This window comes from Shewanella atlantica (assembly GCF_003966265.1).
GTDB classification, from domain to species: Bacteria; Pseudomonadota; Gammaproteobacteria; order Enterobacterales; family Shewanellaceae; genus Shewanella; species Shewanella atlantica.
Window position 1 is genome coordinate 115,424 of sequence record NZ_RXNV01000003.1, and the last position, 20,705, is coordinate 136,128.

A 20,705-nucleotide genomic window follows, 5' to 3' on the forward strand; every position below is an offset into this window, starting at 1 on the left:
ACCTCAGCCAACAGGATCCTGACTACCTAAACCTGAATTTAATAATTCTATGAGTGCTTGCACATGCAATATGCCACACATCTGCTCTTTTACTACACCAGCCAACCAAGGGCGCTTCCCAGCTTTGCTCCGCCAGTTGACCTCAGATTTCGTGATTCTTACTGCATTTACCAAGGATTCACACGTCAATCCCCAGTTACTATCTTCTAATAATACAACATATTGATAGTTTACAGATTCAGCTAATGTTTTATCGTACTTTTCAGGCATAACCCATGCACCGGTATCGACAATATTTAGCTGTGTATCTCTATATGTTTGGACTCCCTTATACCAAGCGGGTCTGCCCATAATATGATTAATCCGTTCAATTTTAACGATTCCACCCAGACTCACTAACGGCACGGCCAATGTCAGCCCTGCTACCTTAAAGAATAGTACCTGAAACTCATCATCGAGCGTTTCAAGCAGATCTTTTGTTACTTTAGGTGGTATTTCACCTAATTGTGTCTTTAACTCTGCTTTCTGTTCCTGCTTTTGCTCAATATCAACCTTCTTTTCAAGGTTAACATCGACTTTAGGCTTTACAGCGACTTTATCCGGAGCAGATGTCGTCTTAATTTTGGGTTTAGCAAGCGTTTGATTCTTAAGCTTAACAACTGATTCAGTTTCAATCTGTGGCTCAGGTTTGAAAACCGGTGCTAAAAGTTGCTCCAGAGCCATCTTATCAAGATGAGGGTCGCTCTCTCTTATTTTTGATTTCGTTAACGCCTGCGTCTCTGTTTGAGGTTGAGTCTTGAGTTGTGTTTGTAGCCTTGGTGTCTCAACTGCTTCGGGCTTTTCAATTACAGACTCATTCCCATACCCAACAGACTTTGATGACTCTTGCTGTAAAGCTTCATGATTCGACGCGTCGGGTTTCAATGCCTCGACACTTGGTCCATCTGAAATCACTTCGGGAACAACTTGTTCAGCAATATCGGCAGTTATCGCCTCAACTTGAATACTTGGTTCATCTTCGACCTCAGTAAGGAGTAGAGAAAAATAATCGAATACCGCTTCATCAACTGAGGTTGTCATGAGAAAGCTCCCCGGTTAACAGGTGATCTAACAGCCTTTCGTATGCCTTCACACCACGACTGCTTGCCGCGTAATGTGAAGCTGGAAGATGCGCTAAACTCGCATCTCTGAATTTAGTATCGACCGGGATCACATCCGGCCAAAGTTTGTCACCATACTTTTCACCCAGATGCTGCAGAGCGGATGACGCCGCCTTAGTTCGTCTGTCATACATAGTAGGTACAACAGTATAGTTATATCTGGTTTTCTTAGAACGCCCCATTAAGATCATGGTTTTTATCATTCGATCTAAACCTTTAATCGCAAGGAACTCCGTTTGAACAGGCACAATAATATGTTGACTGGCCGCAAGCGCATTGACCATCAACACGCCTAAGACAGGTGGGCAATCGATCAGTGCCACATCGTAGTCATCTTTAACTAAGAGGAGCAATTTTTGCAAAATAAGTCCCATCCCCCCCTGGTGACCGAGAGATCGGTCTAAGGTGGCGAGCGCCATAGTCGAAGGAAGCAGGTCGATCCCCTCAACATCCGTTGAGACGATATGGCTTTTCACTCCCTCTTTAGTGAGTTGCTTATGAGCTAAAAAAACATCGTAGAGAGAGCCAGGAACCTCTTCGGAGTCAATGCCAAGGTAATAACCCAGCGATGCGTGCGGATCGGTATCGATCATCAAAACACGCTGCCCACGTTTAGCCAGAGCTCCGGCCAAACTGGCAACCGTAGTCGTTTTACCCACGCCACCTTTCTGGTTTGCTATGGTCCAGATCTTCAAAAAAAGCCCCTCAAATAAACTGCCACTATCACTATTTTAATTATTCTCTCGAGTTGTCACTCGAATGCCGCCATGAGGTAAGCTTATCACTTTAACCCCATCTTCATTTTCTGAAATCGTTAGGGGAACCGCCACCAACTCCTTCTCAACTTTGCTGCCATCGGCTTCACTCTTTATTCCGTCGGAAGCAAGCTGGATATCCGGGACATCTGAAGATTCTTCTGAACTAAGGCTTGATAGATCAGTGACTTCATTAATAGAGTTCCCATCAGTCGCTGGCTCTTCGATATTCTTATTCGTAAAGCGAGCAATACTCTCAGGTACCACTATATCATCTTGATCCGTTTGTGCAGCTGTACGCGGCTTATCTTGACTCGTTTTGTGAGCCCCAGCCTCAGAGACATCTACACCGGGTCCAACAGTCACCTTAACTTCCTGCTGAGGTTTCGCGTGGGATAGTAATGCCTGTGTTGCTTTGGGATGCTCAGCCATCCATTTTGCTACAACTTCTGCTTGCTCATCTGGCACCATGAGCAAAACCTGACTGCTTTGCAATCGCTCCACTTCACTGAGCAGCAATTCATTTTTATGCCGCACATCAAAATAGAGGCTTGTTGTAACAAAAACACCTATTGAGAGTAGAAATATAATCAGAATAGAGAAAGTGTTCATCTTTCTCTTGGCTCTAGCCATGGCTGGATTCTCTTAGAATTGCTTCGGCCATATCATCCAGTGCTATCGATTGACTCGATATCCCGGCGGCAGTCACGGCTTGTGGCATGCCATAGACGATACAACTCGCCTCATCTTGTGCCCAGATAGTCGCACCGGCACTCTTCAGCATTCTGGCCCCTTCTCTTCCATCGGCTCCCATTCCGGTTAAGACAACTGCCAGCGTCTCCCTTCCGGATATTTTTGAAGCTGAAGCAAACGTAATATCGACACAAGGCTTATAATTCATATCCGCGCTACCGGCGACGATTTTAATCCGGCCGTGAGCTCCACCTCTTTCAAGCATCATCTGCATCCCGCCGGGAGCTAGGTACGCGGTACCTGCTCTGAGTTGATCCCCTGTCTGCGCTTCTTTGACCTGAATTTTACAAAGGCCATTTAAACGACTGGCAAATGCCGGAGTGAAGGCTGAGGGCATATGCTGAATCAATAAAATAGGATGGGGATAATTTGCCGGTAGTTGAGTCAATATCTTCTGTAGCGCAACAGGCCCACCGGTAGAGGTACCAATTACCAGTAACTTATACTTTTTGCCCGATGCCCTTTTAACGACGGTTCCTCTTACAGGAGCCGGTGCGGGAGTCACAGACCGGGTGAGCTGGGGAGATGTCGTCGCTCTAGTCGATTTAGCTGGTGTTGGTGTTGGTGTCGCAGGGCGGGTTATAGGTCGATAAACTCGTCTACGTCCAAGTGCTTTGATTCTCTGTTGGAGTAAGAGAATCGCCTCATCTTTATTGGTCGCAATATCTTCGAAGCGTTTAGGAAGAAAATCGAGCGCCCCGGCTTCTAACGCGTCAAGCGTTGCCTTTGCTCCATCTTGAGTCAACGAAGAAAACATCAAAATTGGCGTCGGTGTTTTACCCATAATTTCACGAACGGCACTGATGCCGTCCATTACGGGCATCTCTATGTCCATAGTGATCACTTGGGGCTTAAGCTCTGCCGCCATTTTTACGGCTTCCAGACCATTTGAAGCGGTACCGATCACCTCCAGCTCTGGATCTTTAGTGACAATTTCACTTACCCTTCGACGAAAAAAACTGGAATCGTCAACAACAAGAACTTTAATGCCCATTCAATTTCCTATACCGCATTTCGTTTTATCTTTTTGCGTAATTTTTCAGCAAACCAGGTACATCAAGGATCAGTGCAATACCACCGTCAGATGTAATTGTGGCTCCTGCCATTCCTGGTGTTCCGTGCAGCAGGGTGCCCAGAGGCTTAATAACAACTTCTTCTTGACCAATAAGAGAATCAACCACGAAACCAATCTGCATAGTACCAAGTTGAACAATAACCACATGGCCATGCTCTTTATCACCATGCTTAAACCCGGTGTGTTTCCTGCTGAGCCACTGCTCCAGATAGAACAGAGGTACGGCCTTTTCCCGAACGATGACTGTAAGTTGACCATCGACGATATTGGTCTTGGTCAGATCGAGGTGGAAGATCTCACTCACACTGGAAAGAGGCAGCGCAAAGACTTGTGTTGCAACTTCAACCATTAATGTCGGCATAATCGCAAGCGTTAACGGTACTTTAATCTCTAAGCGAGTTCCCTTACCTTGCAAGGAATCGATATGGATAGTTCCGTTTAACTGAGCAATACGGGTTTTAACCACGTCCATGCCAACGCCACGTCCCGAAATATCGGAGATCTCGACCTTGGTTGAGAATCCGGGAGCAAAGATGAGGTTATATGCCTCTTCGTCAGACATTCTTGAGGCTGCATCTTCATCGAGTACACCACGACTTATGGCGATCTCTTTAAGCTTATTTGGATCCATTCCGGCACCATCATCCTCAATCTTCAATAGGATGTGGTCACCTTCCTGGCTCGCAGAAAGGGTAATGGTACCCGTTCTGGATTTACCTGTAGCCTCTCGATCTGCTGGCATCTCAATACCGTGATCCACAGAGTTTCTAACCAAGTGAACCAATGGGTCGGCAAGCGCTTCTACAAGGTTTTTATCTAAATCGGTATCTTCACCGATCATTCTCAGATCAATCTCTTTGTTCAGGGTACGGGCTAAGTCACGCACGACTCGAGGGAAGCGACCAAAGACTTTCTTAATCGGTTGCATGCGAGTCTTCATCACCGCACCTTGAAGATCGGCGGTAACAAGATCCAGATTAGCCAAGGCTTTACCGAGCTCCTCATCGTCTCGGTTAATCCCCAAGCTTATAAGGCGGTTTCTCACTAACACTAACTCACCGACCATATTCATGATCTGATCGAGGCGAGCGGTATCGACACGAACCGTTGTTTCCGCCTGTGGCATATTAGCCGGTGCTGCTTTGGCTACAGCCTTAGGTGCCGCTTTAGCTACCGGCGCTTTCGCAGCAGGCTTAGCAACCGGGGCTGCAGGAGTAGCGGGAGTAGCAGGTGCACTCTTAGGCTTACTCGCGACAGGAGCGGCTGCTACGGCTTTCGGTGCTCCACCTGAACCATGGAGTTCATCGAGTAACTTTTCAAATTCATCATCTGAGATGTCATCTGAGTCTACCGCAGGAGGTGCAGGCTCAACTGCTGGGGCAACTTGTGCATCCTTATTTTTAAACTGACCTGAACCGTGCAGTTCATCGAGCAGAGACTCAAACTCATCGTCTGTAATATCACCACTTGCAGGCGCTACCGGGGTATCAGGTTTGGTATCTTTAGAGCCGGTAGGACCGTTCGCCGCACCATGAAGCGCATCGAGAAGCGCTTCGAATTCTGACTCATCAATTTCATCGATGCTGCCGCTGCTTGTGCCACTGCTGATTTCTGGGGCTGTGGTTTCGGGAGCTTGGGCTTCAGGTGCAGGAGCCTCATCAAACAGCTCAATACCAGAATCTTCCTCTGCGGGAGCTTGATCGAATAACTCAATAGAGTCATCGGAGGCTGGAGCCTGCTGTGCACCACCTTCACTTGGAAGAGGAGCACCCGAGCTCAGTAGTTTCAAGTTTGTCAATAACTCTGCATCTGCAGGGTCTTGCTCGACACCAGCCTGTGTCTGAGCAAACATTGAGTTGATGGCATCCACTGCTTGCAGAATGATATCCATCAATTCTGAAGATACTTCTCGCTTACCTGTCCGCAACAGATCGAAGGTATTCTCGGCTTCATGACACACATCGACCATTGGCGTCAGGCTAAGAAATCCTGCACCGCCTTTTACGGTATGGAAACCTCGAAAGATTGCGTTCAGCAGTTCCGTATCTTCTGGGTTATTTTCCAGCGTGACTAACTGTTCAGACAAAAGCTCTAAAATTTCACCAGCTTCGATCAAAAAGTCCTGCAGTATCTCTTCATCAACATCAAATGACATTAATATGACTCCTAATTAGAAACCCAGACTCGAAAGCAGATCATCGACTTCGTCCTGACCTGTGACAACATCCTCACGTTCCTCAGCATTCATGATAGGCCCTTCGGCTTCAACGCTACTGCTCTCGGTTGATGTGTCTTCACTAACGGGCTGTTCACCAAATACAGTTAGCATAGAAACTAAGTTATTTTCGACTTCACGAACTAAGTCAATAACTCTTCGAATCATCTGCCCTGTTAAATCTTGGAAATCTTGAGCCAATAAAATTTGATTTAGTAGCTCTCTTAAACGAATCGAATCCAATTCGCTTCGATCGACAAACTGCTGAATGTCATGACAAAGAACCTTAAATTCTTTCAGTTCGATATCACGCCTCATGAGCTTACCCCATGTAGGCTTTACCGATTGAATATTCGTTGTCAGAGCCTCTGCCAATGGCAGACACTCCTCAACGGCATCCATGGTCTTATTTGCAGCTTGCTCTGTCATGTCTATGACATAAGTTAGGCGTTCTTTAGCGTCTGGGATTTCAGTGCTCGCCAATTTAACCAGTCTGTCATCGACCTGAAAATCAACAATGGCACTGTGAAGCTGTCGAGTCAGTCTTCCAACTTCATCGAACAGTTCTTTTTGAATTGGCGTTGCAATGTCCCTGATTAACTCGTCGGCTTGCTCTTGCTGGCCTTCGGTCAGTAGTTCGACAAGTTTATTGGCTTGCTCTAACGAAATGAGCCCTGAAGTTATAGCCTGCATAACACAACCTTGATTATCCGAGTCGTTCAAAAATTTTGTCTAACTTCTCTTTTAACGTAGCTGCTGTAAAAGGCTTAACAACATAACCATTCACACCGGCTTGCGCTGCTGCGATGATCTGTTCCCTTTTTGCTTCTGCAGTAACCATCAACACAGGGAGGTGCTTTAATTCATCGTCTGCACGAATCGCTTTAAGTAGATCGATCCCCTGCATACCAGGCATGTTCCAATCTGTCACGACAAAGTCAAAATCGCCTTTCTGCAACATAGGCAGTGCTGTTGAACCGTCATCTGCTTCTTGAGTGTTATTAAAACCCAAGTCTCTTAACAAGTTCTTGATGATACGCCTCATTGTTGAGAAATCGTCAACAACGAGAATCTTCATATTCTTGTCCAAGGTTTCCTCCGCGGAGCTCTTTAATTGTTACTGTTATGCCCAAACCACTTGAAGTAACTTGGGTATATAATTGTTATTTTGTTGTCCAATGCTTAAGTTTAGCTTTAAGTCTTAGCATTGCCTGACTCAATATCTGGCTGACTCGTGACTCGCTAACTTCAAGAATGGCCCCAATTTCTTTTAAATTTAATGCTTCATCATAATACAGCGACAAAACTAATCCATCTCGCTCAGGCAATAGTTTAATTGCTTCCACTAATGCCTTATGAAACTCTACGTCTGCTATCGACTCAAAAATATCGTCCTGCTGAACCTCATCATGGCTAACAACATCAACCGATACACCTAAGTCTTCAATACCAACTACTTTTCCAACTGAAACATCATTTAGAATATGATGGTACTCATCGAGCGACATATCAAGTCGCTGCGCAATTTCGCTATCAACGGCATCTCTGCCTAACCCTTGCTCCAACTCATCGATAACCTGAGCAACTCGCCTTTGATTCCTATGAACCGAGCGCGGAACCCAGTCACCCCGACGGATCTCATCAAGCATCGAACCACGGATCCGAATGCCTGCAAAAGTTTCAAATTTTGCCCCTTTGCTACCATCAAACTTCGAAGAAGCTTCGAGGAGCCCCATCATTCCGGCTTGCAACAGGTCATCGAGTTGAACCGACGCCGGTAAACGCGCTAACAGATGGTGGGCAATCTTTTTAACCAACGGTGCATACTGTTCAACTATTGAGGCTTTATTATCTAAACAAGTATACGCAGCGGCTTTACTCACTCGTCCTATCCTCTTGATACTCAGGTCGTTGTACTAAACGCTCGACAAAAAATTCAAGATGACCACCTGGTTGCTGGGGTATAGGCCAACTAATTATCTTATTAGCCAAACCATGATAAGCAATTGTTGCCGGCGATTTTGGATATGCTTCTACGATCAATTTTTGTTTACGTACAGATTTACGTAAATTTTCATCGAAAGGTATCGTTGCAACTAATTCCAACGCGACATCTAAGAAACGATCCGTAACTTTACTAAGTTTAGCAAACAGTTCCATCCCTTCCCGTAAACTTCTCACCATATTGGCAACTATTTTAAAACGGAAAACGCCATGCTCACGACTCAATATCTTTATTAAGGCGTAAGCATCGGTGATCGATGTCGGTTCATCACAGACTACTACTAACACATCTTGAGAGGCTCGAGAAAAACTCAATACCATATCTGAGATACCTGCCGCAGTATCGACAATTAAAATGTCAAATTGAGTACGCATCTCACTGAAGGCTCGAATTAAACCGGCGTGCTGTGCCTGAGACAGTTCAACCATCGCCTGTGTTCCCGAGGTCGCCGGAATAATACCGATACCTTTAGGACCACGAACGATAATATCATCCAGCTCTGCATCACCCGATAATACGTGTGATAAGTTACGATCGGCTCGTAACCCCAACATAATATCGACATTAGCCAAGCCCAAGTCAGCATCGAGGACTAATACGCGCTTTCCTTTTTCAGCCAAGGCAACGGCGGTATTGATAGAGACACTGGTTTTACCCACGCCACCTTTACCACCGGAAACCGCTATTACTTTTACTTTTTCGTTATAAGGTTGATTCATCATACGTAAACCACTTGCTTGATCCCGACTCATTGCTTTACTCAAATGCATAGGCCCTTTCATCTGACCGTTCACTGTTCTGTACTGGGTGTTGTTCTTTCTTGTCTAATACCGATAACGCTTTATTGGCTAAAGCTAAGGTATCAGCAACTTGCATATCTTCCGGAACTCTTTGCCCGTCAGTTACATAACTTAATGGTAACCCACTTTGTATCAATACGCTCAATGCGGGAGCTAAAGAGATCGATTCATCGAGCTTAGTCAAAACTGCTCCCGATAGAGGAATACGTTTAAATTGCGCTACGGCGTCCTCTAAAACTCTTCTCTGCCCTGTAGAAGACAGTACCAGATAACTGCGTATAGGTATTCTGCTATTTGCAGCTAAATTATCAAGTTGTTGGAAAAGCCTGATATCTCGTTGGCCCATACCCGCTGTATCTATCAATACTAGCTTGCGATTTCTGAGCTGATAAAGAATTTGTTCCAACTCATTGAGATCATGTGCCTGCTTTACCGGACACCCCATTATTTTGCCATAGGTAGCCAATTGCTCAAAGGCTCCAATGCGATAATGATCCGTCGTAATCAATGCAACTTGATCTGCACCATGGTGTGCTACATATCTGGCCGCTAATTTTGCAACCGTTGTTGTTTTACCTACCCCAGTCGGACCAACAAATGCGACGACACCACCCTGACGAACGATATCATCACCTTGATTATCTAACATATTGGCCAAACTGCGTGGCAAAGTTCTGACAAGTTCTGCCGGAGTATAATGTTCACTCAAGTCGGAAAGCTTTGTTGCCACCGTAGGTGAAAACTCTGCATCTAACAATTTACTTTCTAACATGGCACCAACAGGGTTAACCCGACTCTTCTGCTCAGTCAGTAGTGATGTTACCTGGTGGGTCAACAGATTTCGCAGGGAAGCTAACTCCTCACGCATCGCATCTAACTCTTGACTCGGTTTAGCCTTAGATTCTTGACCGCTTCGACTATTAAATGATTTAGCTTCGGGTTCGGCTACTCTCGCATTCGCCGATGGAGCTTGTAACCCTTTAGCCCACTCGGGCATATCAAGCTCGTCAGACTTATTACCCACCTGTTGGTTAACACGATTTTGCTGTCGCTCTAACAGGGCCTGCAGTGAATCGGCAGCAGGCGCCGGTTTTACTTTTGATTCTGTCCGTACAGGTCTTTTTGACCCGAGAGAAATTTTCTCTTCGGCCAGATCCAGAAATGATGACGTGGGAGCAGCACTTTCGGTTTGCTGCAATTTTGGTTTAGGCTCATCGTAGTCGACTGCCGCGACTATCTCTATGCCACCCGTCACTTTCTTGTTTGACATAATCACAGCATCTGAACCTAAGGTCTCTTTAACCTGGGCGAGAGCTGTGCGCATATCTTTTGCTAAAAATCGTTTAATCTTCACTTACACACCCTCTACTGACCGACAGCAGATACTATTCTAATCTGCTTCTCATCGGGCACTTCCTGATAGGAGATCACCCTTAGGTTTGGAATTGTATGTTTAACAAACCTGGACAAGGTTGAACGTAACATACCCGATGTAAGCAATATTGCCGGCTGTCCGACCATCTCCTGCCTCTGTGATGCGTCTTCTAAAGACTTCTGCATACGTTCAGCAAGACTAGGCTCAATATTCGGACCTTCACCGCCTGTCGCTTGCATAGACTGATGCAACATCTGTTCCAGTTCTGGCGCCAATGTAATGACAGGGATCTCTGTCTCCGGTCCGCTGATCTCCTGAACTATCATGCGTTTCAGTGCAATACGCACCGCAGCCGTCAATACCTCGGTATCTGCGCTCTTAGTGCCATACTCCAGCAATGTCTGGACTATGGTCTTCAGATCCCGTATTGAAACCCCTTCATTAAGCAGGTTCTGCATCACTTTCACCACAGAGCCAAGTGGCATCACATCCGGCACGAAACCATCAACAAGTTTTGGAGAGTGCTTACCCAGCATCTCCATCAACTGCTGAACCTCTTCATAACCAAGTAACTTAGCCGCATTATTCGTTAACAGCTGACTCAAGTGTGTTGCCACAACCGTCGCAGCATCAACCACGGTATAGCCTAAGGTTTGCGCGTGTTCTCTGAGTTCTGGTGCAATCCACACCGCCTCCAGCCCAAAGGCGGGGTCGGTGGTTTCAATGCCGTCTAACTTGCCATACACCTGCCCTGGGTTAATCGCCAGTTCACAATCATGCCTGATCTCGGCCTCACCGGAGGCCACCCCCATTAAAGAGATACGATAGGTGTTTGGCGACAGGTCAAGGTTATCGCGAATGTGAACAGCAGGAACCAGGAAGCCAAGTTCCTGAGAAAGTTTCTTTCTGACCCCTTTGATTCGACCCAGCAACTCTCCGCCTTGGCCTTTATCAACTAGAGGAATGAGTCGATAACCGACCTCAAGTCCGATAGTATCGACATGTTGTACGTCGTCCCAACTAAGTTCTTTGGGTTTAGCGGCATCGGCCTTCTCAGCCGGAGAGGTCTTAGCCAGCTCGAGCGCTTTCTCGCGGTCACTCTCTTGTTTGCGATGGATAAAGTATGCGGCGGCGGCAGTAAGGACTGCGAAAGTTAAGAATGCGATATGCGGCATTCCGGGGACGATGCCCATAATAAATAATACACCCGATGCGATAGCCAGTGACTTAGGGCTGTCAAACATCTGACTCATCATCATCTGACCCATATCTCCCGACTCATTCTGGCGCGTCACCATCAACGCTGCCGCAATAGAGAGAAGTAGTCCGGGGATCTGCGCCACTAAGCCATCACCAATGGTCAACAGGGTATAGATCTCAACAGCCGTTGAAAAATCGAGTCCATGTTGGACCATACCGATAACAAAACCACCTAAGATATTGATGACAAGGATCATAATACCGGCAATCGCGTCACCTTTTACAAATTTAGAGGCACCATCCATCGCACCGTAGAAGTCAGCTTCTTTGGTGACCTCGGCGCGGCGAGCCCGGGCTTGGTCTTGGTTTAGTACACCAGCATTCAGGTCGGCATCGATTGCCATCTGTTTACCCGGCATAGCATCCAAGGTAAAGCGAGCACTAACTTCTGAGATGCGACCAGCACCCTTTGTCACTACCGCAAAGTTAATGATAATAAGAATTAGAAAGACAACCAGACCTACGGCATAGTTACCACCGATAACGACAGAGCCGAAGGCCTCAATCACCTTACCCGCCGCATCACCACCATTGTGACCTTCGAGCAGTACGACTCGGGTAGAGGCAACGTTAAGTGCTAGCCTCAACAGGGTTGCAACCAGTAACACACTGGGGAAAGCGGCAAAATCAAGAGGCCTGTCGGTATAGATAGATACCAGCAATACAACAAGCGCTAAGGCAATATTGAAAGAGAAAAGAATATCGAGCAGGAATGCAGGGATCGGCAATACGATCATAGCCAATGCGGCTAAGACAAGCAGGGGGGTACCCAAGCCTTTAAAATTGGCGGGTCTTACTTGCTTTAATTGACCTAGGCTTGCTTTAACATCCATTCAAAAAGAGTCCAAACTTTGACATCTAGCCCTTACTCAGCAATTTTTAAGCCAATATGGGAAGTTTAATAACTTAGTGCTAATTTAGTAAAAAATTAGTGAAATTTTAGTAAGTATATTTTTGCTGCGCTACTATACCGTTAAACACACAGTAAAAGAACGGCTTAATATCTCAAATGGACAATATAATGGGAAAAGCTGTAAAAGTGGATAAGAATGCTACTATTCTGCGGGTTAAGATCATTATATTGACTCCTCCGAGCTTAGACTCCCTGTGCTGCGAGCCGCTATCGACAAGCCCCGCCGTTTAACCCTATAGCTATAGCATACAAAGCAGGCTAATATTTTAGGTCCTCCGGGATCGGTTGCTCTCTAGGGATAGGATTAGGCCGCTTACCACCATGCTTTTGATATTGACGAAGCTGAAATACATAGGCGAGCACCTGAGCGACTGCAGTGAAAAGTCCTTCGGGAATTTCCTGATCGATCTTGGTTGTATGGTATATGGCACGTGCCAGAGGCGGGGCAGAAACGATGGCAATCTCATGTTCGCGCGCTATCTCCCTAATCTTGAATGCCACTTCATCGACACCTTTTGCCAAAACGAATGGTGCCGTGGCTTTCATGGCATCGTATTTAACCGCAATGGCATAATGGTCAGGGTTTACCACAATCACATCGGCATTAGGCACTTCGCCCATCATTCGCTGTTGTGCCATCTCCCTCTGTAGCTGCCTTATCCGTCCCTTAACTTCCGGTTTACCTTCGGTATCTTTATACTCATCTTTTACCTCCTGCTTCGTCATCTTCAGCTGCTTGTTGTGATTCCAAATCTGAAACGGAACGTCTATCAGGACAATTAAGATGGTTGAGGAGCAGAGAATAATAAACATCCAGACCAAGAGGTCCAGTGCATGGTATACGTTACCGGGAAGGTGATCCCGTGAGAGCGCGAGAATATCATTAAAAAAAAAGCTTAGAAGAAAATAGGCCGATAATGCGACGACCGAAAATTTCGCGATGCCTTTCGTCAATTCGACGAGCGCCTGAACACCAAACATCCGCTTAAACCCATTGATCGGGTTCATCTTATCCGTTTTAGGCATAAAAGCCTTGGCAGAGAAGGTGATCCCCCCCAGGACTATGTTACCCAAGAACGCCACGAAGGTGAGTATTGCAATAAAGCTCAACATAGGAAATGCGAGCTCCTGCCCTATGATAGACCAGATTAAATACAACTCATTGGTGTCATAGATCTGAGATCTATCCATAGTAAAAAGCCTTTTCATTACATTAAAAAGGCTTTTAGCGATATCGGGGCCAACAATGGCAAAACCGACGGCGGCTGCCATCAAGACAGCAGAGGTTCCTAACTCTTTCGAACGGGCAACCTGACCTTTCTCCCGGGATTGCTCCCGGCGCCTGGGGGTCGCCTCCTCGGTTTTTTCCTGACTGCTGTCATTCTCAGCCATTGGTTAACTCCTGCAGCATTATCATTCGCTTAAAACAGTCCATCGACATTACATTGAAGCAGCAAAACATCGCAAAGCAGTAACTGAGCGGCACGCCAGACTTCACCGAAATGCGCCATAATCGGGGTCAGAGTTAACCATAAGATGATCAATCCACTGACCATGGTAACAGGGAAACCAATAGCAAAGATGTTGAGTTGGGGCGACGCTCGGGTCATGACACCAAAAGATAGGTTAATCAATAAGAGCGCCACGATCGCAGTAATTGACATGGTGAGCGCGGCACCAAACATATAGGCACCCCACTCGGCTAACAACTTGTAGCTGGTTATACTGATCCCCTGATCAGAGATAGGGATCGTCTCGAAACTCACCACCAACATCCTAATCAAGACTAAATGCCCATCGACACTTAAGAAGATCATTGTCGTTAGCAGTAGAAAGAAGTTACCGATCACCGGGGTCTGTTGACCCGATGAGGGGTCAACCATGGAGGCAAAGCCCAAACTGGTTTGCATACCGATAATTTGTCCCGTCAACACAAATGTCTGCATCACCAGCAGGGTAACAAACCCCATGGCGACACCGATTAAGATCTGCTGCACGGAAACAAATACCGAAGACAGGGCGAAAAGTTCAATATTTTCAACGGGGGGTAATACTGGGGCGATGGCGAAGGTGATCGCCATAGACAAGAGCAGACGAACACGAGCCGAAGTGGTATTTGCACCAAAAACGGCCATCACCATCAACATACTCGATACCCGAAATAGCGGCCACATATATGACGCTATGGTATCCATGATGGTGCCCATTAAAATTTCCATCAGCCAGGACGCTTTATACAGTCAAAGATAGGCACCAGCAGATAGATATACATCACCCGATAACCTGCGGGATCATATTTACCATCTCAAGGAAGAACTCCATCATAGTTTGTATCAGAGTATGCCCAAGAAACATCAGTGCAAACAAGGTAGTAAGCAAACGAGGCAGGAAACTCAACGTCTGTTCATTAATTGAGGTTGCCGCCTGAAATACGGCCACAACGAGACCTATGATAAGACCAGGAACAATGATCAAGGAGACAATTGTCACGATAACGGTTAACGCTTCCCGGAATATATCGACCAGAGATTCTGGACTCATAAGGACTCCTAGGTCCCGAAGCTATTAGCCAGAGTCCCCATCACAAGGCTCCAACCATCGACGAGAACAAACAGCATAATTTTAAAAGGGAGTGAAACAATCATAGGTGAAAGCATCATCATACCCATGGCCATCAGGATACTGGCAACCACTAAATCCAGAACCAGAAATGGAACGAACAGCATAAAACCTATCTGGAAGGCCGTTTTTAATTCACTAGTGATAAAAGAGGGAATAATCACACTCATCGGCGCTTCTTCAGGAGAGTTGATGTTCTGATAGCCGGATATCTGAATGAAGGTATCTAGGTCGGTTACTCGGGTCTGCGCCAACATGAATGCCTTTATCGGCTCCTTCCCCTGATTAAATGCCTGTTCTATCCCGATACTCTCTTCCATGTAGGGTTTAACCGCACCATCGTAAACCTTATCGAAAACGGGAGACATAATGAAAAAAGTGAGGAACAGACTCATGCCAATCAACACCTGATTTGACGGAGCCTGCTGCAGACCAATCGCCTGGCGAAGAATAGACAGGACAACGATGATTCGCGTGAATGAGGTTAACATGATGACCATGGCAGGCAGAAAACTCAGTGAGGTCATCAACAAGAGTATCTGCATCGTCACAGAATACTGTGTTTCGCCCTCAGGGCCAGTTGTCACAGTTACGGCTGGAAGAACGCCTCCTTGTGAGAAGGCCTCCGGCGAAATAAGTAATAGGCTAAACGCAATAAAAATCAGGATCCGTTTCATGATTGTTTTGACTTTGCTTGAAGTAATCGACTGGCAAATGAATCCATCTCAATATTTACCACAGTTTCCAGCTTATCTATTAAATTAACCTGTTGAGGAGTCACGCCCAGTAGATATTGCTGACCATCTACCTCAACTAATACCACCTTCTCTCTCTGTCCTAACGAGGTTACAGCAACCACTTTAAGCACATTACTGCTTGCGGGGACTAAATTAAACCGTCTCACGATATAAGCCAGTACGAAGATAAGGATAAGTACGAGAATTAAGCCGCCCAGCATGTTCGCTAACGTAGACATTGCCGAGTCTTTTTCTACCGCCGAGGCTACAGAAGCTGTCGTAGCAGCACCCGCTGCTAACATTGAGGTAATCATAACAGCCTTTATTTAAGCTTTTTAATTCGTTCAGTCTGGCTGATCACGTCAGTCAAACGAATACCAAATTTATCGTTCACAACAACCACTTCGCCATGGGCGATCAGTGTTCCGTTAACCATAACGTCCAGGGGTTCACCGGCCACGCGATCTAACTCGACTACCGATCCCTGGTTAAGCTGGAGTAAGTTACGGATACTAATAAAGCTACGACCTACCTCCATCGAGATGGTCACAGGGATATCCATAATTGAATCGAGCTTTGCAACCTCCTCTTCAGACAACGCTGCTGCGGTATCGGTTAACTCGTCGAGTTCAACAGCCTGTGCCTCTTCTATGGCCTGCTCTGCCATCGCTTCAGCCCAATCGTCACCTGTATCTTCTGTGCTCATCTTTTGTACCTTAAATTTTAATCTCAGTTAACATTTAGTTTCGAGTTAACATTTAGCTTCGAGTTTCGAGTTTCGAGTTTCGAGTTTCGAGCAAGTGTAAAATGCTAAGACCCTCGTCTGTGAACAGCCCTACAACCTTTTATGCACCTCATCACTAGAACCCGTAACCAGTTGCTTGCTTAACCTAACTCTTTAGCTTCTCTGGCCTTAGCCTTTCTGGTAACAAGTTGTAACTCACTCTTAGCCGTTTCCGGTCTCGGAATGGTTTCACATATTCTCAAAGCTAAATTATCACGTGCGGTACCGAGTTTACATCGATAAGTCGGCAGGTCTTCAACCCTCATAACGATATGTTCCGGCAGCTCAACGGGGATCACGTCCCCTTGTTTAAACTCCATCACATCTTTTAGCGTAACCTGATGTTCTACTATGGTTGCATCTATGCCTACATCGACATCCATAATTTCATCTTTTAATGCCTGAGACCAACGCAAGTCAGTATCTTGAGTATCACTCTGTACACCGGCATCGAGCAGTTCACGGATAGGTTCAATCATTGAATAAGGCATGGTGATATGAAAATCACCGCCCCCGCCATCGACTTCGATATGGAATGAACTGACAACAACCACTTCTGTAGGGCTAACAATATTAGCCATAGCAGGGTTAACTTCGGAGTCCAGATAGTCAAACTCGACATCCATCACAGGTGCCCAGGCATCTTTATAATCTTCGAAGATAATTTTAAGCAGTAGCTGCACAATACGTCGTTCGGTTGGAGTGAATTCACGACCTTCAATCTTAGCGTGAAAGCGTCCATCCCCACCAAAAAAGTTATCCACCAAGATAAATACTAATCTTGCTTCCATGGTGATCAGTGCAGTCCCTTTTAAGGGGCTAAAACGCACCATGTTGAGACTGGTAGGAACAAACAGTGTATGGACATATTCGCCAAACTTAAGCATTTGAACACCGTTAATGGACACTTCGGCGGCTCGGCGCATCATATTGAACATACTGATCCGCAAATGGCGGGCAAAGCGCTCATTGACGATCTCGAGCGTCGGCATACGTCCACGGACAATACGATCTTGCGAAGAGAAGTCATAGGAGCGGGCGTCAATCCCCTCATCTACCTCATCTTCTTCTACGTCATCTACACCATGCAGTAACGCATCAATTTCGTCTTGGCTTAATAGATCACTCACAATAATGCCTTTTTAACTTTTCAATAGAATACGTTTTGAATTACTGCATAACAAAACCGGTAAACAGAACTTTTTCAACGACTTTTCGTCCGGTTACCGGTTGCAGGGTATTTTGTACATTGAGCAGGGCAAGTTGGCGCATCTCATCTTTACCGGCTAGTGAACTCAACTTCTGCACATCGGCGCTACTAAACGTAGTAAGTAACGCATCCTCAATTAATGGAATGTGCTTTTTAATCAAGAGATCATCTTCACTGCCACGAACCATGAGCTGAACTTTAATTTCTACCAATCTGGAACGGTTCACCCCGGGTAGGTTAAACAGAAACGGTCTGGGCATACCGACATAGTAAGCTTCTCCACTGTTGACCGGCTCACCTGTCTCGGTGGCAACCTCCTCGGTATCCGCAATCTCGGAGGTATCACTCGACCCAAGAAAAAACCAGAGTCCACCACCAATAAGCAGCAATAGAACAAGTCCTATAGCACCGAAGATCACCAACTTTTTCTTACTTTTCGGCTCTTGGCTCTCCTCGAGCTCTAACGATTCTTCTTCAGCCATTTGTATTCCCTTTTAAAGAGGTAACAGAGCTAATTATTTATACGCTCCGAAGCCTTATATCTTGTCCCGACTGCGTTTAATTTTCAATAACTGCTTTTCTAAGGCTATAGGTTACCTGCTTATGCATAATAATCTATACCCGAACTATAACTTGTTGTCTGATTTATGCTTAATTGTGACTCTTCTGCTGCAATTTCATCCATGTCACTTCCATACCCACCTTGGTTTTCATCACTTCCAGGCTCTCCACGCTCCCCTTGACCTGTATCCCCCTGCGAAACGTGACTGTCTGTTAATTGCATTCCTTGCTCAGAAAGCAGATCCCTTAACCTGGGGATCGCCTGTTCAATCAGATCTCGCGTTTGATGCTGGCTCACCTGGAATTGAACCTGAGTCTGGTCTCCTTGAACCTGAACCCTCACCATCATCTGGCCTAATTCAGCCGGATCGAGTCTGATCTCCGCATGATGTACGCCTTGACTCACCATAGTCATCAACTGTTGTTTCATGACCGGAGAGAAACGTTGGATCATGTCCTGCATCATATTCTGTTGTTCGTTATTCTGTCTCAACGTCAACTGAAATTGAGGGACTTCACCTCGACTCGACTGAGAGGCGGGAGTTTGCGCTGGAGCCTGAAAAGTCTTTATATCTGCCACAGGCTCACTTTGAGCAGGCGAGAGTTCCATTCCACCTTTAACCGGTGTCAACTGCACAGAAAGGTCGGCCCCTTTCAACTGTTGCGCGGCGGCTTCAGGGGCAAGCCCCGCACTCTTGTTGTTAACCTGAAGGTTTTTATCGACCTCGAGAACTGACTTTTCGCCGAGGATATTATTCAACTTAGTATCGTTTGACTTAAGTTCGACCTGCTTGGCTTCTATTGGCTTGGCTTCTATCGGCTTAGTATCAGTTAACTTAGTGTCATTAAGGTTTACACCACTGAGTTTTAGGTCCCCCTCTTTAGGGGCGTTTGATTGAGAACTGCCATTTATGGCCGATAATGGGTCGGTTTTTCCAGCCTGTGTACCTTTGCTCTCCGCTTCACTTTGAGTTAGGCCATTTGCTCCCATAGCAACTGAGCTTGCATTACGAGCCGATGAGTCCACTTTACCGACAGGACTTCCCGCTGTAGCTTCCTTAACATTGGCTGCTCCCTGAACATTGCCTGTCCCTTGTACATTGCCAGAGCTAGTCAATGATGCTTGATTCGAAGCGCCCGACACATTGCCACCGAGAATGTCTTGGAAATTCGTTGCACTGGCTTTAGCTAATGCTGCCAGCTCAGTTAACTTTTCAGCAGGCAGGGCTTGCAACTCCTCTTTTGATAACCCAGTTTTAACCATCAGCAGATCCATTATCTCCTGATCGATAGTATCGGTGGATTCGCTAATCTCAAGGACGGGTTTATCTGCATCACTTGTTTGAAGCGTGAGCTCAGACTCCAGATTAGTATCACCGCCAAACTTATTGAAGTTGAATGCAAGCTCTGACTCTTGTGAGGGGAAATTTGATGTCGAATCGGCATTGAGCGGCAAGAGTTTACCGCTAAAGCCCAGGCTATCGGTATTATCAAGCTCGCTGGCAAGGGTCAGCTGAGCTAAAACATGATCCACATCGGTAGCATCTCCTTGCGCAACATCAGCCAACTCTTTGCTCTGTGAAGACTTACCCTCATTATCAACAGCATCGATTCGCGTCTCTTTTGAGCTAATTGATTTTTCAGAGGACTTATCGGCTTGATTACTTGCCTGTTCCAGCGCGGCATAAAAGTCACTCTTTTCAGAGGATTGACTCTTAGAAGATTGAGTCTTAGAGGATTTAATTTCAGATGACTGACTTTCTGAATGGGTACTTTTCTTTATGCCTGCAGAGGCGTTACTCTCGGCAGTTATCTCCGCATTAGATAAAAGTACATTTGTCATTTTCTGCATGAAGCCTCCAACAGCCGCTATAGTCCAATTAAAATATGGACCAACACATAGCGTCAAAATATCGACCGGAATCGGTCAATCTATAATTGCATAACGATCATATGCAATTAAAGCGCCAATATATACGACTGCATTATGGAAACAGAAATGACGCCACTAACGGGAGCGCTTTCGATAAAACTGTTGTGAAGCAAATTCATCAATTAATTTCTGCTCCCGCCTTAACTCTGCCTGTTGCGCTTTCTCTGCTTTATGGGCGAGCAAGAGTTCGACCGCCTTGCGCTTTTGTTGCTTCTCTTGCCAATATTGTTGACGGTGAAGTCTCTGAGTATCGGCCTCGGTAACCGATGCTATCTGTTTGACTATTGCTTCATCGATCTGGCGAACAAACTGATGGAATTGATGATAATAACTGGCATTGATAGTCTTACCATGGTTGGTTTCCATCTGTTTCATATAGTCTAATCGATAATTTCTCAACGCCTCCAACTGACTCTGACATTTCTGCAGTGCCAACTGGGCCGACTGCAGCTGAAGCGCAGCTTGCTCTTCGGCCTCTGTTGCCAGCTTTAAAACTGTGTCTAACGGATCATGCTTAGCCATTAATATTCCTGAAGTAAAAGAAGCTACC

At 45.9% G+C, this 20,705-nt stretch carries 21 protein-coding genes; all 21 read right to left on the reverse strand.

The window, feature by feature from the left end:
* Positions 1–3 precede the first annotated feature (3 nt).
* Positions 4–1,080 (reverse strand): chemotaxis protein CheW, encoded by a 1,077-nt coding sequence (locus EKG39_RS09240; RefSeq protein WP_126505445.1) that lies wholly within the window; start codon positions 1,078–1,080, stop codon positions 4–6.
* Positions 1,064–1,855 (reverse strand): ParA family protein, encoded by a 792-nt coding sequence (locus EKG39_RS09245; protein WP_126505447.1) that lies wholly within the window; start codon positions 1,853–1,855, stop codon positions 1,064–1,066. Before EKG39_RS09245 ends, EKG39_RS09240 begins: the two co-directional genes overlap by 17 nt.
* Before the next feature lie 36 nt (positions 1,856–1,891).
* Positions 1,892–2,548, reverse strand: a complete 657-nt coding sequence (locus tag EKG39_RS09250) for a hypothetical protein (protein WP_126505449.1) — start codon at positions 2,546–2,548, stop codon at positions 1,892–1,894.
* Positions 2,541–3,662 carry a protein-glutamate methylesterase/protein-glutamine glutaminase gene (locus tag EKG39_RS09255; RefSeq protein WP_126505450.1) on the reverse strand — a complete coding sequence of 374 codons (1,122 nt, stop codon included), beginning with the start codon at positions 3,660–3,662 and terminating at the stop codon, positions 2,541–2,543. Before EKG39_RS09255 ends, EKG39_RS09250 begins: the two co-directional genes overlap by 8 nt.
* Before the next feature lie 25 nt (positions 3,663–3,687).
* Positions 3,688–5,898, reverse strand: a complete 2,211-nt coding sequence (locus EKG39_RS09260) for a chemotaxis protein CheA (RefSeq protein WP_126505452.1) — start codon at positions 5,896–5,898, stop codon at positions 3,688–3,690.
* A gap of 15 nt (positions 5,899–5,913) precedes the next feature.
* A complete protein-coding gene (locus EKG39_RS09265; protein ID WP_126505454.1) occupies positions 5,914–6,651 on the reverse strand; it encodes a protein phosphatase CheZ in 738 nt (245 codons plus the stop codon).
* Between the two features lie 13 nt (positions 6,652–6,664).
* Entirely contained in the window at positions 6,665–7,048 is a 384-nt protein-coding gene (gene cheY / locus EKG39_RS09270; protein WP_012143382.1) for a chemotaxis response regulator CheY, read from the reverse strand.
* 73 nt (positions 7,049–7,121) lie between these two features.
* On the reverse strand, positions 7,122–7,841 hold the full coding sequence (locus EKG39_RS09275; protein ID WP_126505455.1) for an RNA polymerase sigma factor FliA: 720 nt from the start codon (positions 7,839–7,841) through the stop codon (positions 7,122–7,124).
* Complete coding sequence (locus EKG39_RS09280) at positions 7,834–8,715, reverse strand: MinD/ParA family protein (protein ID WP_126505457.1); 882 nt, start codon at positions 8,713–8,715, stop codon at positions 7,834–7,836. The genes EKG39_RS09275 and EKG39_RS09280 overlap by 8 nt, the downstream gene beginning before the upstream one ends.
* Positions 8,716–8,719: 4 nt before the next feature.
* Complete coding sequence (flhF, locus tag EKG39_RS09285) at positions 8,720–10,117, reverse strand: flagellar biosynthesis GTPase FlhF (protein WP_126505458.1); 1,398 nt, start codon at positions 10,115–10,117, stop codon at positions 8,720–8,722.
* A gap of 11 nt (positions 10,118–10,128) precedes the next feature.
* On the reverse strand, positions 10,129–12,231 hold the full coding sequence (gene flhA, locus EKG39_RS09290) for a flagellar biosynthesis protein FlhA (RefSeq protein WP_126505460.1): 2,103 nt from the start codon (positions 12,229–12,231) through the stop codon (positions 10,129–10,131).
* A 338-nt stretch (positions 12,232–12,569) separates the two neighbouring features.
* Complete coding sequence (flhB, locus tag EKG39_RS09295) at positions 12,570–13,703, reverse strand: flagellar biosynthesis protein FlhB (RefSeq protein WP_126505462.1); 1,134 nt, start codon at positions 13,701–13,703, stop codon at positions 12,570–12,572.
* A 29-nt stretch (positions 13,704–13,732) separates the two neighbouring features.
* A complete protein-coding gene (gene fliR, locus EKG39_RS09300) occupies positions 13,733–14,530 on the reverse strand; it encodes a flagellar biosynthetic protein FliR (RefSeq protein WP_126505464.1) in 798 nt (265 codons plus the stop codon).
* A gap of 52 nt (positions 14,531–14,582) precedes the next feature.
* On the reverse strand, positions 14,583–14,852 hold the full coding sequence (locus EKG39_RS09305) for a flagellar biosynthetic protein FliQ (RefSeq protein ID WP_126505465.1): 270 nt from the start codon (positions 14,850–14,852) through the stop codon (positions 14,583–14,585).
* Positions 14,853–14,860: 8 nt separating this feature from the next.
* Positions 14,861–15,610 (reverse strand): flagellar type III secretion system pore protein FliP, encoded by a 750-nt coding sequence (gene fliP / locus EKG39_RS09310; protein ID WP_126505466.1) that lies wholly within the window; start codon positions 15,608–15,610, stop codon positions 14,861–14,863.
* On the reverse strand, positions 15,604–15,981 hold the full coding sequence (gene fliO, locus EKG39_RS09315; protein WP_126505468.1) for a flagellar biosynthetic protein FliO: 378 nt from the start codon (positions 15,979–15,981) through the stop codon (positions 15,604–15,606). The genes fliP and fliO overlap by 7 nt, the downstream gene beginning before the upstream one ends.
* An 8-nt stretch (positions 15,982–15,989) precedes the next feature.
* The gene (gene fliN / locus EKG39_RS09320) at positions 15,990–16,373 is read right to left on the reverse strand and encodes a flagellar motor switch protein FliN (protein ID WP_126505469.1); all 384 of its coding nucleotides are present in this window, start codon (positions 16,371–16,373) and stop codon (positions 15,990–15,992) included.
* A gap of 179 nt (positions 16,374–16,552) precedes the next feature.
* On the reverse strand, positions 16,553–17,581 hold the full coding sequence (fliM, locus tag EKG39_RS09325; RefSeq protein ID WP_126505471.1) for a flagellar motor switch protein FliM: 1,029 nt from the start codon (positions 17,579–17,581) through the stop codon (positions 16,553–16,555).
* A gap of 40 nt (positions 17,582–17,621) precedes the next feature.
* Complete coding sequence (gene fliL, locus EKG39_RS09330) at positions 17,622–18,143, reverse strand: flagellar basal body-associated protein FliL (RefSeq protein ID WP_126505472.1); 522 nt, start codon at positions 18,141–18,143, stop codon at positions 17,622–17,624.
* Between the two features lie 119 nt (positions 18,144–18,262).
* A complete protein-coding gene (locus EKG39_RS09335) occupies positions 18,263–20,074 on the reverse strand; it encodes a flagellar hook-length control protein FliK (protein WP_126505474.1) in 1,812 nt (603 codons plus the stop codon).
* Between the two features lie 156 nt (positions 20,075–20,230).
* Positions 20,231–20,677 (reverse strand): flagellar export protein FliJ, encoded by a 447-nt coding sequence (fliJ, locus tag EKG39_RS09340; protein WP_126505475.1) that lies wholly within the window; start codon positions 20,675–20,677, stop codon positions 20,231–20,233.
* Positions 20,678–20,705: the final 28 nt, after the last annotated feature.